At 43.4% G+C, this 16,209-nt stretch carries 16 protein-coding genes; 4 read left to right on the top strand and 12 right to left on the bottom strand.

Features of this window, described 5'->3' with window-relative positions:
- Nucleotides 1-298: 298 nt before the first annotated feature.
- Nucleotides 299-655, top strand: coding sequence for a DUF805 domain-containing protein (locus AC6HZ4_RS09510; RefSeq protein ID WP_497494745.1), 357 nt, complete (start codon nucleotides 299-301; stop codon nucleotides 653-655).
- Nucleotides 656-876: 221 nt separating this feature from the next.
- Here the strand turns inward: AC6HZ4_RS09510 and alr are convergent, their stop codons facing one another.
- From alr to AC6HZ4_RS09495, 3 genes are all read right to left on the bottom strand, one after another.
- Nucleotides 877-2,016, bottom strand: a complete 1,140-nt coding sequence (alr, locus tag AC6HZ4_RS09505; protein ID WP_497494744.1) for an alanine racemase — start codon at nucleotides 2,014-2,016, stop codon at nucleotides 877-879.
- A gap of 48 nt (nucleotides 2,017-2,064) precedes the next feature.
- Entirely contained in the window at nucleotides 2,065-3,198 is a 1,134-nt protein-coding gene (ald, locus tag AC6HZ4_RS09500) for an alanine dehydrogenase (protein WP_497494743.1), read from the bottom strand.
- Between the two features lie 103 nt (nucleotides 3,199-3,301).
- Nucleotides 3,302-4,513, bottom strand: coding sequence for a PucR family transcriptional regulator (locus tag AC6HZ4_RS09495; protein ID WP_497495658.1), 1,212 nt, complete (start codon nucleotides 4,511-4,513; stop codon nucleotides 3,302-3,304).
- A gap of 300 nt (nucleotides 4,514-4,813) precedes the next feature.
- Between AC6HZ4_RS09495 and alaP the strand changes: the two genes are divergently transcribed.
- A complete protein-coding gene (gene alaP / locus AC6HZ4_RS09490) occupies nucleotides 4,814-6,208 on the top strand; it encodes an alanine permease AlaP (protein WP_497494742.1) in 1,395 nt (464 codons plus the stop codon).
- A 278-nt stretch (nucleotides 6,209-6,486) separates the two neighbouring features.
- Here alaP and AC6HZ4_RS09485 read toward each other — a convergent pair whose 3' ends face one another.
- Nucleotides 6,487-6,954 (bottom strand): hypothetical protein, encoded by a 468-nt coding sequence (locus AC6HZ4_RS09485; protein ID WP_497494741.1) that lies wholly within the window; start codon nucleotides 6,952-6,954, stop codon nucleotides 6,487-6,489.
- 455 nt (nucleotides 6,955-7,409) lie between these two features.
- Here AC6HZ4_RS09485 and AC6HZ4_RS09480 point away from each other — a divergent pair, with 455 nt between their 5' ends.
- The gene (locus tag AC6HZ4_RS09480; RefSeq protein WP_497494739.1) at nucleotides 7,410-7,955 is read left to right on the top strand and encodes an HD domain-containing protein; all 546 of its coding nucleotides are present in this window, start codon (nucleotides 7,410-7,412) and stop codon (nucleotides 7,953-7,955) included.
- A gap of 55 nt (nucleotides 7,956-8,010) precedes the next feature.
- Here AC6HZ4_RS09480 and AC6HZ4_RS09475 read toward each other — a convergent pair whose 3' ends face one another.
- From AC6HZ4_RS09475 to AC6HZ4_RS09465, 3 genes are read right to left on the bottom strand one after another with little or no spacing between them, the layout of a single operon-like run.
- On the bottom strand, nucleotides 8,011-8,553 hold the full coding sequence (locus AC6HZ4_RS09475; protein ID WP_497494738.1) for a hypothetical protein: 543 nt from the start codon (nucleotides 8,551-8,553) through the stop codon (nucleotides 8,011-8,013).
- 1 nt (nucleotide 8,554) lies between these two features.
- Nucleotides 8,555-9,436, bottom strand: a complete 882-nt coding sequence (locus tag AC6HZ4_RS09470) for an FAD:protein FMN transferase (RefSeq protein ID WP_497494737.1) — start codon at nucleotides 9,434-9,436, stop codon at nucleotides 8,555-8,557.
- A 3-nt stretch (nucleotides 9,437-9,439) separates the two neighbouring features.
- The gene (locus AC6HZ4_RS09465) at nucleotides 9,440-9,805 is read right to left on the bottom strand and encodes a hypothetical protein (RefSeq protein WP_497494736.1); all 366 of its coding nucleotides are present in this window, start codon (nucleotides 9,803-9,805) and stop codon (nucleotides 9,440-9,442) included.
- Nucleotides 9,806-9,987: 182 nt separating this feature from the next.
- Here AC6HZ4_RS09465 and AC6HZ4_RS09460 point away from each other — a divergent pair, with 182 nt between their 5' ends.
- Nucleotides 9,988-10,107 carry a DUF4023 domain-containing protein gene (locus AC6HZ4_RS09460; RefSeq protein ID WP_497494735.1) on the top strand — a complete coding sequence of 40 codons (120 nt, stop codon included), beginning with the start codon at nucleotides 9,988-9,990 and terminating at the stop codon, nucleotides 10,105-10,107.
- A 76-nt stretch (nucleotides 10,108-10,183) separates the two neighbouring features.
- On the opposite strand, the gene AC6HZ4_RS09455 is transcribed toward AC6HZ4_RS09460, so the two are convergent.
- From AC6HZ4_RS09455 to AC6HZ4_RS09435, 5 genes are all read right to left on the bottom strand, one after another.
- Nucleotides 10,184-11,503: an ABC transporter permease gene (locus tag AC6HZ4_RS09455; protein ID WP_497494734.1), complete on the bottom strand. Its 1,320-nt coding sequence runs from the start codon at nucleotides 11,501-11,503 to the stop codon at nucleotides 10,184-10,186.
- Complete coding sequence (locus AC6HZ4_RS09450) at nucleotides 11,490-12,170, bottom strand: ABC transporter ATP-binding protein (RefSeq protein WP_497494733.1); 681 nt, start codon at nucleotides 12,168-12,170, stop codon at nucleotides 11,490-11,492. Before AC6HZ4_RS09450 ends, AC6HZ4_RS09455 begins: the two co-directional genes overlap by 14 nt.
- A 184-nt stretch (nucleotides 12,171-12,354) precedes the next feature.
- A complete protein-coding gene (locus AC6HZ4_RS09445) occupies nucleotides 12,355-13,629 on the bottom strand; it encodes an MFS transporter (RefSeq protein WP_497494732.1) in 1,275 nt (424 codons plus the stop codon).
- Between the two features lie 250 nt (nucleotides 13,630-13,879).
- Nucleotides 13,880-14,872: an L-glyceraldehyde 3-phosphate reductase gene (gene mgrA, locus AC6HZ4_RS09440; protein WP_497494731.1), complete on the bottom strand. Its 993-nt coding sequence runs from the start codon at nucleotides 14,870-14,872 to the stop codon at nucleotides 13,880-13,882.
- A gap of 167 nt (nucleotides 14,873-15,039) precedes the next feature.
- Nucleotides 15,040-16,203, bottom strand: coding sequence for an iron-containing alcohol dehydrogenase (locus tag AC6HZ4_RS09435; RefSeq protein WP_497494729.1), 1,164 nt, complete (start codon nucleotides 16,201-16,203; stop codon nucleotides 15,040-15,042).
- Nucleotides 16,204-16,209: the final 6 nt, after the last annotated feature.

Here is a 16,209-nt window from a genome sequence, read left to right as displayed (position 1 = left end):
GGAGTAGAAATGGCTGAATCCCTTGGGGCTGTAAGGCTAAAGAAGAATGATGTTTTCACAATTTTTATAATAAAAGTAATAGGAATTCTAATGAAATAAAAATAGAAAGAAATAGTTATGAAAAAAGAACAGATAAATGAAATCTTTATTTTTAATAGAGCCTTATTTACACCGAAACTAATGAATAGACTTTTATTTTTTTAAACAAACAGTTTAATAATTTGGAACAAGGCTACATATGTTAATAATGAAGCGTCCACTTTGCAGTCAACCATTACATTCATAAGGGGGAACTTACATGCAATGGTATTTGAAGGTGTTAAAGAATTACGTAGGATTTCAAGGGAGAGCCAGTCGTCAGGAATATTGGATGTTCGTCCTCGTTCATGTCATTATCTCTATTGTACTTTCAATAGTAGATGCGCTTGCAGATCTTTCGTCACTGCTAACGGGCATTTATTCTTTACTCATTCTATTACCATCCTTAGCTGTTGGAGTTCGTAGATTGCATGACACAGGAAGAAGCGGATGGTGGCTCTTAATCAGCTTAATTCCCCTCATCGGCAGCATCATTTTAATTGTATTTGCATGCCAGGATAGCCAAGAGAATGATAACCAATATGGACCAAATCCTAAGCGCAGTGTAAGTCATTGAGTTGCTAAAACATAATAGCTTAGAAAAAACCGCCTAGCGATAGGGCGGTTTTTCTAAGCTATTAATAAAGAAAGAAAACTCGCCGATTGTCAAAGATAAAGGCGCAGTTGCACTTTGTTCCTAAAATTTCCTGATACATTGAATTGGCTTCTAGCGGGAATTTTATACTCCTTCTTAAAGTGTAAAAAACAGATCTGCCAGTTAACAATCTTCTTTGCCTATCAGAGGATTGTATCCTGCACATACAACCGAGGTACGCGTTTCCCTATTAAACAAACCACCTCATAATGTATCGTTCCTATGATATCCGCAATTGTGTCGATAGCTTGAAAGGCATGATCATTTCGTCCAAACAACACTGCTTCCTCCCCTTTTTGACATCCCGACAAATGCGTTACATCAATCATCATTTGGTCCATGCAAATTCGTCCGGTTATCGGCGCGAATGTCCCTCGCACCAGCACACCTCCTCGATTAGAAAGCGAACGGGATACACCATCAGCATAGCCAATTGGCAGCGTTGCAATTTGTCGATCCTCTTCATGTATGTATGTACATCCATAGCTGATTGGCTGCCGAGCCGAAACGGTTTTGACCGCGGCAATTTTCATTTTTAAGCTCATTGCTTGTTTAAGCTGGATAGGATGGTCTCTTAACGATGCACTCGGGCATAGTCCGTATAAGGCAATGCCGATGCGCACCATATCCAAATGCATTTCTGGAAATCGCATTGCAGCGGCGCTGCTACAGCAATGCTTGAGCGGGATCTCAATGCCATGCTGCTGTAAGATCTCTATGATTTGTAAAAATGTATGAAACTGCTTATATGTATACGATTCATCTATAGCGTCAGCATTTGCGAAATGAGTAAAGATTCCTTCGAGCTTAATAAACGGAGCAGAAATCGCCTTTCGCGCCAGCATAAGCACCTCATCCGCTGAGGTAACTCCAATTCTTGACATCCCTGTATCTACTTTTATATGAATACAGGCGGTTTGCTGCTGCACCTTGGATTGCTGAATTACTTCTTCCAGTACCTCGTCACTAAAAACAGTAAGTGTAATATTCTCTGAAACTGCTTTGGCAACGGAGCGAACCGGCGTGCAGCCAAGCACCATAATAGGATGAGAAATACCCGCATCCCTTAGCTGCAGCGCTTCATCTAGTATAGCCACACCAAGACAGCCAGCCCCTGCCCGGATTGCCGCTTTGGCAACCTCAATCGCGCCATGGCCATAGCCATCTGCCTTGACCACGGCCATCAGCTTTGTATGCTTTTGTATGAATTTCCGAAATTGTTTAACATTTTCTTCGATATCATAAAGCGAAATCTCTGCCCACGTATCACGATAGCTACCCATACATATCCCCCTATAGATAAACAGCTCCCTCATAGAGGGAGCTGGCATTTATGCGAATGTTACTTCCTTTTCAAACACGCTCTCAGCTGGCACATACTTATAACCAAGATCTCTTGCAACTGCTTCGTACGTAATCTCTCCATTTGCCACGTTCAAACCAAGCTTTAACGCAGGATTTTCTGCAATTGCTTGATATACGCCTTTGTTTGCGATTTGCAGTGCATACGGAACCGTGACGTTTGTTAACGCAAGCGTTGACGTTCTTGGTACTGCTCCTGGCATATTTGCAACAGAATAGTGCACTACGCCGTATTTTTCGAAGGTTGGATTGTCATGCGTTGTTACATGGTCACATGTTTCCACCACACCGCCTTGGTCAATCGCAACGTCGACAATCACAGATCCCGGCTTCATCGTTTGTACCATTTCTTCTGTTACAAGCTTCGGAGCCTTGGCACCAGGAATTAATACAGCACTAACGAGAAGATCGGCTTCCTTCACCGCTTCAGCAATATTTAGCGGATTAGACATTAACGTTTTTACATTTGTTCCAAAAATATCATCCAATTGACGGAGGCGATCCGCGCTTACATCAACAATTGTCACATCAGCCCCAATACCGATTGCTATTTTCGCTGCATTTGTACCAACGATACCGCCGCCGATAATCACAACCTTGCCGCGCTTTACGCCTGGTACGCCTGCAAGCAAAATACCTTGCCCTCCATTTGACTTTTGCAGAAATTGTGCCCCGATTTGAACGGACATACGGCCTGCTACTTCGCTCATCGGCGTGAGAAGCGGAAGCGTACGATTTACTTCCACTGTTTCATATGCAATTGCGGTTACGCCGCTATCCTTTAACGCCTGTGCCAATGACGGCTCTGCAGCTAGGTGCAAATAAGTAAATAAAATCAGCCCCGGACGGAAGTAGCCGTACTCGCTTTGGAGCGGTTCTTTTACCTTCATAATCATTTGTGACTTTGCCCAAACATCAGCTGCGCTCTCTAGCATCGTCGCACCTGCATTTGTATAATCCTCATTCGTAAAGCCGCTTCCTGCTCCAGCATTCTGTTCAATTAATACGGTGTGCCCTGCATTTACGAATGAAAGCACTCCTGCTGGTGTAAGCGCTACGCGGTTTTCATTGTTTTTGATTTCCTTAGGTACCCCAATAATCATATGATGTTTCCCCCTTAACAACTTTGTAGCCTCAGTATAAAACGCTTTCAAAGTTTTTGCCTTGTGGAGAAAGGAGAAAAACAAATAGCGCTTTTGGGGAAATTCACAAAAACTTCTCTAGCTTTAAATCAAGATATAGCATCAGCTTCTGATTGGGATCCTTAAAGTGAATGCCGCCAATTTCAGAAATACGCTTCAAACGATAGGCCAGTGTATTCGGATGAATATTTAACATTTTTGCGGCATCATTCACGTTACTATCTTTATTTAAGAACACATCTAACGTTTCAACGAGATCGCTATTATGCTTTTGATCATACTCATGCAGCCGCTCTAGCGCCCGATTGCGATAGTCTGTCCCTTTCCGGTTTTCCAGCAGCAAATCAATCAATTGATACATTCCCATGTCACCATAGCTATGAAGGGCTGCCGTTTCAAGCGGAAATTTCTTCTTTATCGTCAGCACGTTGAGCGCCTCCTTGTATGCCTTTTCAATTTTTGCGTAATTATCGTATATATTACTAAAGGCCGGCTGAATGCCGGAAATATGGAATCGTTTTTCCAGCTTGCAGACGAATTCCTCTACAAAGCGGTTCATTTCCGGATGATCCATAGCCGACAGGAATAGGACAAGACGATCTCTGTCTACCGTATGCAGCATCACCCGCACATGCTGGCTCGTTTGCAGCAAATACATCATTTGCTTTTCCTCTTCGCGCGTAATTTCATGCTGAAACTGAAATACCGCAAGCACAAATGAAGAAGCCGGCTTAATTTGCAGCAGCTGAAGATAATCAGCAATTTCATCCCGCTCCTGTATATGACCTGTAAGCAGCTTCCAAAAAAACTCCTGCGAACGCTCTTCCTTCTTATTTTTTCGCGCTTGCAGCTGCAGCAGCTTGCTTTTCACAGCAATGGCAGCTTCCTTTAGCAATAGGAAGTCACTGTCGGTAAACTTCTTATCTACCTCCAAAGCCCAAATAAATCCCAGCACATCCCCCTTATTGCGAATCGAAATAGCCATGCGATCACCAAATCCAATGCCATCAAGCGATTTCACATGAATGGCTTCATCGCTCTCAAGCAGCGCAGGAATAATCCCCTCCTTCCATAAACTATTAATCACCTTTTCTGGCACGCGCCGCCCAATAATCGTCGCAATGCGGGCTGGATCTGTCCGCTCATCGTGCGTACTATACGCAAGCAATCGATGATTTGCATCCTCAATCGTAATCGGGCATGCCAGCACCTCACTAATAAGCTCTGCAAATTCCTCTAAGCTATCAAAAGCAATTCTAAACGGATTTTTTTCTATATATGTCAACAAATATTCATCCCCTGTCTTTTTGTGGAAATCAACAAAATGATACCATAAAATTCTCGTATTTCTACAAAAATTTTTATTCACAAAACTGTTACAATCAAAATGCGTAAGGTTCATCATGCTTTAACCGAGATTAAAATTATGTAAGCGTTAACAAATTCTCGGAATGGATGCTAGATTTTGTTATACTAAAAAAGCATCCTCTATTTTTCAAAAAAAAGAAACGGGAGGGGGCAATAAAAAGCAATCTTGTAATCTTTCATTACAACGTTTTATAAAGGGGAGAAACGCATGAAAGAAAATCAACAGCAATTGCATCGCGGATTAGAAGAAAGACATATCACACTTATGTCCTTAGGAGCAGCGATTGGAGTCGGACTATTTCTCGGCTCGGCATCCGCTATTAAGCTAGCAGGGCCGGGGATTCTGCTCGCATACGGCTTTAGCGGCCTTATTATGTTCTTTATTATGAGAGCTCTTGGGGAAATGGCGATTCAAAAGCCGGTTGCCGGCTCCTTCAGTAAATATGCGCGCGACTATCTCGGTCCGCTCGCCGGCTATTTAACAGGCTGGAACTATTGGTTTCTCTGGGTTGTAACGTGTATGGCAGAAATTACAGCAGTCGGCATTTATATGAAATATTGGTTTCCAAACGTTGCAACCTGGATTTGGGCATTGGCGGCGCTCGTCCTCATGACAATGGTCAATTTCCTGGCAGTAAAAGCATATGGAGAGCTTGAATTCTGGTTTGCACTTATAAAAATTGTCACGATTATCGCCATGATCGGCCTCAGCATTTGCATGATTCTATTTGGAATTGGCAACGGCGGTGTTGCTACAGGCATCAGCAATCTATGGGAAAACGGCGGCCTTTTCCCGAACGGCATAAAAGGCGTTCTGCTATCGCTGCAAATGGTTATGTTTGCATACCTTGGCATTGAAATGATTGGAGTAACAGCGGGAGAAGTCAAAAATCCAGAAAAAACACTCGCCAAAGCCGTTGACTCCGTATTTTGGCGCATCCTCATTTTCTATGTTGGCGCATTGTTTGTCATCATGGCTATTTACCCATGGCAGGAAATCGGAACACAAGGCAGTCCATTCGTACTAACATTTGAGAAATTTGGCATTCGCGGTGCGGCGGGCATCATTAATTTCGTTGTACTAACAGCAGCACTCTCCTCCTGTAACAGCGGAATCTTCAGTACAGGACGCATGCTCTTTAACCTAGCGGAGCATAATGAAGCGCCAAAAGCATACAGCAAGCTAACAAAGGGCGGTGTCCCAGGAATCGCCGTTCTTGTATCAGCAGGCGCACTTTTCATCGGCGTTGTGTTGAACTACATTGTTCCAGCAAAGGTATTTACATGGGTCACAAGCATTGCTACCTTTGGCGCAATCTGGACGTGGGGAGTCATCTTGTTATCGCAAATTCGTTACCGAAAAAGCTTAAGCCTAGAAGAACAACAGCAAATGAAATATAGGATGCCGTTTTTCCCTTACTCCTCCTACATTTCATTAGCATTTCTAGCTGGAGTCATTGGAATTATGGCGTATAACCCAGATACGAGAATTGCGTTAATCATTGGACCGCTTTGGCTGGGTATCTTGACTGCGGTTTATTATGGGAAGGGATTTCATAAAAAGGCGCAGGCTGGGGCTGTACAGGAAGAAAAGATTGGTTAGGAATGAGAGAGAAAATGTATCCTGGTGAGAAGTATTGATATTGAAAAGGTAAACTGAAAAGAAGCCCCTTCTCTCATAATGAGTTGGGGCTTTGATAATTTATTATTAATAGAATATAGTTTATTTACAAACTGTTTATTGGTTTAAGTATGTCTGGAGTATCATTTTTGGGTGTGTTTACTAACGTGAGACTTCATATTTCATCATTTCCTCGGCTGGATAGGGAACAAGAAGAGATTTTAAAAAGGTGCTTGCATGGTCACACTCAGGTCGTCAAATTAACTAAATCTTTTTATTTTCTCAAACAAATACTGTACTCCATATAATAAATATGCTTTATAGTGTAAGTATGTAAAAAATTGAAAATGATTTAACCGATTTAGACTTGCGATTTTAAATTTTTTAAGAACATCAGCAAAAAGAAAAGCAAAGAGCCCATCAGCAATAGCATTAAGTAACACAAACTTTTTAAAGTTTCCGTACGAAAATTTTAGTAACCACATGGAAAGAGGCATATAAGGACCAATACTAAAAGGAAGTTCATCCTTTATAAATGATTTTCGCTTATCGTAAAACTTCCACCACTTCCTCTTGTGTCCATACATATGATTTATGATCTCAAAAATGACAATAAAAACACCTGCCAAGGAATAACGTTTTATATTACGCTTTCCTATAAATAACAACGATAACCATGGAATCATTATTATAGATATATTAAATATTAAGTGCCTCCTTGATATCATGAGCGATTTCACCTCAATCTAATTTTTCGCCTCTTTTTTAAAGTATCCCAATATCATAAAAAAAAATCACGCATTTGAGCGGTCATATCCTTATTCAACAACCTCTAAAGAAGCAGGGAGAACACCTAGGCATATCTTCATCTAATTCATTTTTTTAAATTATAATATATAAACGAATTAATAATTTTACGAGAACAAGTCTATCTATTAATTTCCCCCTCTTTTTGGTTTAAGATACCTTGATATTACATCTTCCACTAACCAGCCCTGTAGTTTAAGAAGAAAATCAATAACACTCTTTAATAGATCTTTAATTTTATCCTATTTATAGTCCAGCAAAATAGACAAATCACCACTTTGCGCTTTACTGCACAACCAATTTGTAGTATGATATTCTGAATATCCACCTTTTCTTCCCGTCCAATTTTATATTTAGAAAAAAGGAGTGAAGGTCTATGCGTCATGTTACACTAGAACAAATTTTTCAGCATCCGATTGCTCAAAAGTATATTAACCGTTCGGGAATGGTGCATGCCATCGCAGTTGCGTATCATGCATTTCGTTTAGCTAATGAGCGCGGTCTTTCCGTTGATTTGGCGGTAAAGGCTGGATTTCTCCATGATATTGGACATTATACGTGGTATCGTGATGGAAAATGGGATTATGAGCTGTATAAAACGAATGATATTCATGCGGTGAAGGGTGCGGAGCGGGCGCATAAGCTGCTGATCCGGCTCGGCGAGGATCCGCGGATCGCAAAGGAGATTGCCCTTGCGATTTTATTTCATACCGATTCGTTTTTACCAAGCAGGCCGATTGAGTTAAATTCATTGCAAAGCATTATTAAGCAAGCCGATGAAATGGATGAGGAGCCGGGCGGTCAGCATCATTACCGTACCATTCCTTATGATAAGGCGTTAAAGGCGATTCAACGGCTGGATGAGCTGGTGGATCGTACGTTGAGCCATCGTGCACATGTGAAAAAATATGAGCAAGCATAATGAGATGATGTACATTCCTCAGAGTGAATTTCAATAGGAAAGCCCGGTTCTATTTTCAGGAAACCGGGCTTTGTTTTGTGCTTTCCGCTTCATCATGCCGGACGAGAAACATCCAAACAAAGAGTGCGAACGGAATGATGTTAAGAAGCAGAAGTATAGCCTTTTGAAAGTCTGTGCCGAGCCAGACACCATGGACTGTAACGAGTATATATAGAATTGGTGTGAACATATGCAGCGACCGCCAAAGCTTTATGCCGATTTGCTTGCGAAGCTTTGTTGTGATCCATGTTAAGATCAGCAGGTACAGCGAGAAAATGCCAATTGCCATTGGCAATGGTTTATAATCCGTTGCAAATGGAATGAGCAGGTCTTTCCAGTCGAAGGAGACATACGTATCGAAGAACAAAAGGGTGAGGTGAGCGATGGTAAGAGTGAATGTCCAGTTGGAGAGTGCTTCATGGGCATGAAGCGTACTTGTAACTTTTTTCTTTTTCCGCTTCTGGATTTGTGAAAACAGCCCAACCATCACTGACCCGTACATAAGCAGATAGGCGACGAGGCCGGTTGTCCGGATAAAGTACCAGATATATTCCTGCATATTAACCAACCCTCCATATCTCTCCGAATTCGTTCATCCAAACGGCGCATTCACCCTTTTGTTCAATCCACGCGCCGCCTTGTTCCTCCCCGAGCAATAGTACCGTTTTTGCCCACACATCCGCCTGCACAGCAGTTGGGGCTGTGACAGTCACGGAGACAATTCTGCTGTTTACCGATGTGCCTGTTCTCGGATCAATGAGATGGTGCTTCCATTCTCCATTGCTTTTCCATCTTCGCTTTGCAGTAGAGGATGTTGCGAGCGCGCCGGACGATAGAGAAAGTGATGACATGCTTTCACCTGTTATATAGGGATGCTCGATACCGACATTTAGTGCATTTGAGAGCGTACCGAATATGCGCATATCTCCTCCCGCATTGATAAAGCCGTCAGCATGCGCCTCTAGAAGCGCCGCAGTATAATCGACAGCCCAGCCTTTGGCGATGCCTCCTAAATCGAGCTTTTCTTCCGCTATAATCGATATTTTCGTATCATCCAGTATATATGGAAGCTTTGATGCGACAATAACAGACCCAGCTCTTGAGACTCCTACGTCTTGTCCAAGAATATGCTCAATCGATTGCTGGTATCCTGCCTCCTCTAGCGCAGATAAGATACCAGGATGAAACAGCCCGTTTGTTTCTTCATAGCATTTGGCTGCTTGCTGCAGAATGGAAAATAGGAGCGGAGATAGCAATACCTCCTGTCCGGCTTGTTCGTTTAAGCGTGATAGCTCGCTGTGTGGCAAAAATCTGCTGCAGGCATTCTCGACCATTTCAAAGATTCGCTGCGCTTGGTCAAGCAGCTCTTCGCCTGATCTTCCATTCCGTTCTATACCAAGCTGAATGTTTGTATTCATTGCCGAAAAGCTGTATGTCTTCATTGGTTATGATCCTCCTGTCATTGTGTCAAAGCTGCGGGAATTTTGCTGCGTGCTTCCTTCGCTTTGCGCGTTTTCTCCATATTGGCTGCTCGTCCCTGATTGATCGTCTGTTCCCGATTGCTCATTTTCTGTGCTTTGTTCATTGAATGTGCCAGGACCGCGATGTCCGCGTCCTCCGCCGAATTGCTGATTGCTTTCGGTTTGTCCAGTTTGCGGCGCCAGTGTGTCATCCTGCTGCGAGGAAGTGCTGTTTTGCTGTACTGAAACTCCTTGCTGCTCGGCTTCCTGTGCGGACATATAGGCAGCTAAGCCAACCGCCAGCGATATACTTCCAAGGCGAACGCCCCAAGTGATTGCTTTTTTATTCATGTTTTATTCCTCCCTTTCAATAGCTTGTCTTCATCTTACAGGAGAATGGTTAAAATACGGTGAAAAAACAACAGACACTCAAATCTGTATATAAAAAGCCCTCCGGTCAATGTATGCATGTTTTCGCAGTGAAATGGTTAAAGTACGAACGAGGTCTTATATTAAGAAGGAGGGGTCGTGCAATGAGTAACACAAATATCTCACTCGAGAGCATACAAGAGAAACAAGCGAAGGATGAACAAAATAGAAAACGTCAAGGTAAGGGCAATCCAAGCCAAAAGCTTCCGACTAAACAACATTAAAGAGGCTGTATACCGCAGAGCCTTACGAATGTAAAAAAGCATCGGCCTTGTTATAGCCGATGCTTTTTTATATATTTTAGTCTCCATAACGCAACGCATGACTTGGCTGCAAGCGTGCAGCCTTTAATGCAGGGTAAATTCCAAATACACAGCCGGTAATGAAGGAAGATCCGATGGCCAGTTTAATAGCCCACATCGGTAAAACTAATGAAAACGTCGCAATGTGTTCATTCCAAAGCTCAATTGCTGCATATCCAAGCAGCAAGCCGATCACACCGCCCGCTGTTGTCAGCAGAAGCGTTTCTAAAAAGAATTGATATAAAATATCTCTTGTCTTTGCTCCAAGTGTTTTGCGGATGCCAATTTCCTTTGTTCTCTCCCGCACGGACATACTCATGACGTTCATAATGCCGATGCCGTTAATGAGAAAGGCCATGCCCGCAATTGCGATAATCATGACTTGTAAAATGTGCGTAATTTTATTTGTGATCTGAAGCATTTCCGTTTGTTCGACAACACTGAAGTCTTTTTCCGGATGATGCTTGCGAACAGCCTTAGCGATTTCCTTCTGCGCCTGAGACATGTTCTCTTTGTTTTTTACCTGCACATAAATTGTCGTTAGATTCTTCATATTTGTCGTTTCAAGCGCCATCGAAATCGGCATAATAATTGCATTGTTAATATTGGAGCCCATTGTGTTTTGCTCCTGTAATACACCGATTACGCGAAATGTCTGATCTTTTATCTGAATGTCTTTTCCTACAAGCGTATTTTCATTCTCTGCAGCGCTTGCTGCTGTGCCAAACAGCCAATTCTTTATGGGCGCCCATATTGAAGAATCTTGCTTCTGCTTAGTTTTTTTCGCTTTGTCCTGCGTCATGCCGAGAAGGCTTTTCTCCATATTGCTTCCAAGAACGACAACGCGTCGTTTTTCTTTTTCATCTTCGTCTGTTAGAAATCGGCCCGATGCCATTTTTAGATGCATCACCTGCTTGTATCCGGCTGTTACGCCTGTTGCGATTCCTTCGGCAGTTTTCTTGTCATAGGATGCACGCAGGACCGTTTCTAAATGAGGCGTTGCGTTCTTAACAGATGGCTGCTTCTGAATTTCCTTAACATCATCATAGGTTAGCGTACTTGAATTGTTCGTCATACCGTTTAGGAAATCTTGCGGCCCTTGATTCGTATGCAGGACGCGGCCTGGCATGACTGTAATTTGATCGGAGCCGAGTCCATTCATTTGCTTCGTGACAGTCTTCTCCGCTCCTGTTCCAATAGAAACAAGAATAATAATAGCTAATACACCAATTGCAACGCCGAGCATAGAGAAGCTGACACGGATACGGTTTGCCCAGAGACCAAAGCAAGCGAGCCTAAATGCTTTAAGAAAACGCATAATGGTTTTCCTCCACTTTTCCATAACGCAAATGCAAAATGCGGTTTGTACGACTCGCAACCTTGTCATCATGTGTAATGAGGACAATGGTTGTGCCTTGTTGGTGAAGCTGCTCAAACAGCTGGACGATGGTCTCTGAATTTTGTTCATCCAAGCTTCCCGTCGGCTCGTCGGCAAGTAATAGCGCAGGCTCATTAATGATAGCACGGGCAATGGCGACACGCTGCTTTTGTCCCCCGGACAGCTGATGCGGATATTTGTCCGCATACTGAGCCATTCCTACAGATTCTAGAGCCTGAAGTACCTTTTGCTTTTTATTTCGGACAAAACGATTGTGATATGTGAGCGGTAATAAAACGTTTTGATATACAGAAAGATTTGCGATGAGCTGAAAGCTTTGAAAGACAAAGCCGATTTGTTCATTTCGGATCGCTGTCCGTTTGCGCTCTGAGACACGCTCCATTGCATAGCCTTGAAACATGTATGTTCCTTCACACGGACGATCAAGCCCGCCTAAAATATGAAGAAGCGTACTTTTTCCGCTTCCTGACGGTCCCATAATAGCGGTAAACTCTCCTTCGTTAATACGCAAGGATAAATCCTTCAGGATGCTTTCTCTTCCTCCAGCTGTTTTGTAATGCTTTGCAATTTTGTCGAGCTGAATCATCGTGCTCACCTCTATCTATTTTAATATATCAGAAATATAAAAAAGGGTAAAAGGTTCACAAGTGATGAACTTTCTACCCCATATAATATCATGATATTCGACAAATTTCTCGGTTGTTTTACAATTTTAACGTTATTTTAATATTGTTTATTAAAGTTTAATAGACAGGATAATTGTCTTCCTTTTACGCTGAAGGCTGCAGCTTTGTTTTGGAATTATGTTCTCCCTCTGAAATAGCGAGCCCGCCTAGCAGCCCGATTAACGAAAACAAAGCGGGGATACTAAAGCCGTACCAATATCCAATATTTGCCGATGCCGTTGCTTCAAAATAATCCAACACTCCGCCAAATAGAATAGGAAGCAGCACAGCGCTTAAAAAGCCGCCCATATTTGCAAAGCCGGACACAACGCCAACCTCTGTTTCTAAAAAGGAATGACGCACAACTGCAAATGTCAGCATACTTGCGCCGTTTGCATACCCGATAAGTACATAAAGAAGCATGAGCATTGGCATTGGGGGCTTCCCTCCCATAACCAAAAAAGAGGTCCAGCTTAAAAAGGTGAGCAGATGAACAAGGATATATGGGAGTTTTCTCGCATGAAGGCGAGTCGAAATCCATCCTGTGATCGGCCCTCCGACGAGAGCGCCAAATAATCCGAGCATAACAAGCCCGCTCGCTTCTGCCCGCGTCATATGATACATCGTCATGCCGTACGGAACGGCCCATGAGCCGATAAAGCCAACATACGTACCAACAAGACCGAAATGACAGAAAAACGCAGCCCACGCCTGCCGGCTGCGAAACAAACGGCGCACGATGGACAGCATGCTTTCCCGCTGCGTGCTTTGTTGGCTTGCATGCGGAAGATTCAGCTTCAGCTGCTTCGGCTTTTTGATGAGAACGAAATATAAGAGTGTCGTCCACGCACAAAGCGCCAAGCCCAATGTCAAAAACGGCGTTCGCCACCCTGCTGCCGCAATCCAATATGTAAACGGCATCGTTGCCATGATGGATCCAAGGCTTCCGCACATCCCAGCCCATCCTAGCAAAGCAGCAAATTCCCTTTTGCTAAACCATTGACTCAAAATCAACACGATATTAATCCAAATCATCGCATCACCGACGCCTACAAGAAGCCGCGCAGCCATTAGGACAGCTTCATGCGAGGCAGTGCTGTACAAAACGGTGCCGAGTCCATCCAGCAGGGTACCAATAATAAGAAAGCGGGCGGGACCGAATCGATCCGCCAGAACTCCAAACGGAACCTGTAAACCGGCATACGAAACAAATTGAATACCCGCGAGTACGCCGAGCGTAGAGGCAGAAATATGAAATTCGTCCATCAGTTGGTCAGTAATTAGACCCGGCGCTGTTCTTTGACTGACAATGAGGAAGTATGCGAATAGAACTGTTATAAAAACAATCCATTTATATCCGCCCTTTTGTTCTGTTTCCAAACCTAATCGTCTCCCAACTTGTTATAAATTCCTTTTTCTATCTTATAATCTCTATTCCCATCTTTTCACATATATGTAAGACCTGCAAGCGGAAAAAACAGGTACAGTCTATGTTTTCGATTACGATAAGAAATCGCCATGCCTTTATTAGAAAGCGATATTAAAAAACGTAAAAAGTTATACTTTACCTGTTGAAAAAATCCCTTGGTTTCGCATCAAACCAAGGGACGTTTCTAGATAAGCCTAAACATTAGCTTTGCAGAACATCTTCAATTCTAGCCAGTTCTTCCTTTGTAAACTCAAGGTTGTTAAGCGCAGCAACATTCTCTTCAATTTGGCTTACTCTGCTTGCGCCAATTAATGCAGACGTTACGCGGCCTTCACGCAGCACCCAAGCAAGTGCCATTTGCGCTAAGCTTTGTCCGCGTTCTGCGGCGATCTCATTCAACTTGCGGACTTGATTCACCGCTTCCTCCGTTACTTGATCCTCCTGCAGATGCCCTGTTGCCTTTGCCGCTCTTGAATCAACTGGCACGCCTGACAAATATTTATTCGTCAATAGGCCTTGTGCCAGCGGACAAAACGCGATCGATCCAACACCATTTTCCTGCAATACATCCTGTAAGCCATCTTCAATCCAGCGGTTCATCATTGAGTAAGACGGCTGATGGATTACGAGCGGTGTGCCAAGCTCATTTAAAATGCGAATAGCTTCAGCTGTTTGCTCCGCGCTATAGCTTGAAATCCCGACATACAGCGCCTTTCCTTGGCGGACAATTAAATCGAGAGCACTCATTGTTTCTTCAAGCGGTGTGTTTGGGTCAGGACGATGTGAATAGAAAATATCTACATAATCTAATCCCATGCGTTTTAAGCTTTGGTCTAAGCTAGATACGAGGTATTTTTTTGAACCCCATTCTCCGTACGGGCCTGGCCACATCCGGTAGCCTGCTTTTGTTGAAATAATGAGCTCGTCGCGGTATGGTGCAAAGTCTGTTTTCAGCAACGCACCGAACATTTCCTCCGCAGAGCCTGGCGGCGGACCGTAATTGTTTGCCAGGTCAAAATGCGTAATTCCTAAATCAAACGCCCGTCTTAGCATAGCACGTCCGTTTTCAAAGGAGTCCACGCCTCCAAAATTATGCCAAAGTCCAAGTGAAATAGCCGGCAGCAGCAGCCCCGAGCGTCCGCTTCGATTATATTTCATTGTTTCATAGCGAGCTTGTTCGGCTTGATATACCATAATCATTGACCTCCGTTATACAAGAATTGTTATAGGAAGCATTGTGTCCGCTTTTTTTGTCCAGCTCCCTCTCCGCAAAAGGCAAAAAGCGCTTTTCATGGTGAGAAATATTTCGCTGCGGGAGCAAAACGGACTGTATCTGTTTTTTCTTATACCTCTATTCTTCTTTATAAAGAAGCGCGGTAAATTTCAATTACATCTTCTTTGCTTAGCTTTTTAAAGTTTCCAAGGCTGCCTCGTACCATCGCTTTGTCAGCCATGACCTCAAGCTTGTCTTCTCCGATGCCGTAATCAGCTAGGCGGGATGGGGCTCCGATAGAATTCCAAAATTGACGAAGTGCCTCGATTCCTTCCAGCGCAACTTCACGGTCTGTTTTTCCTTCTGTCTTAATGTCAAACACACGGACCGCAAATTGCTTAAAGCGTCCAATGTTCTCATCCATAACATGCTTCATCCAGTTCGGGAACAGGATCGCAAGGCCGCCGCCGTGCGGAATGTCGTAAACAGCTGAAACCGCGTGCTCGATTTCATGCGTCGACCATTCACCGCGTGTACCCATTCCGAGCGTTTTGTTTAAAGCCATCGTGCCTGCGTATAAAATTGTAGAGCGGTGGTCGTAATTTTCTAAATCGTCAATGAGCTTCGGCGCTGTTTCGATGACTGTTTTCAGCAAGGATTCACAATAGCGGTCCTGCAATAGCGTATTTGGTACATGATGAAAATATTGTTCAAACACGTGCGACATAATATCTACTATGCCGTATACTGTTTGGTCACGCGGAACTGTATATGTATACACCGGGTCTAAGATAGAAAATTGCGGATAGGTAGCAGGGCTGCTCCAGCCGTATTTTTCGTTCGTCTCCCAGTTTGTGATAACAGAGTTGTTATTCATTTCTGAGCCTGTCGCTGCAAGTGTTAGCACAGAACCGATTGGCAGGGCCTCTGCGGCAGTTACCTTGCTTGTAATAATATCCCAAACATCACCCTCATATTTTACACCTGCTGCAATCGCTTTCGCACAGTCGAGCACACTGCCGCCTCCAACTGCCAAAATAAGCTGAACATCATTTTCCTGTGATAAACGAATGCCTTCCTGTACCGATGTTAAACGAGGATTCGGCTCTACGCCGCTAAGCTCTATTACATCTGCACCTAGCTCGCTTAAAATCGATTGCACCTGATCATACAAGCCGTTTCGCTTAATGCTGCCGCCGCCGTATACAAGCAGCACCTTTGTTCCATATTGCGGAACCTCTTTTTTGAGCGCTTCCAGCTGTCCTTCTCCAAAAATGAGTTTCGTTGGGTTTTGGTAAGAAAAATTTTCCATAAACAA

This window comes from Ectobacillus sp. OTK, from assembly GCF_059698935.1.
This window is presented reverse-complemented; position numbering and strand designations above follow the sequence as displayed.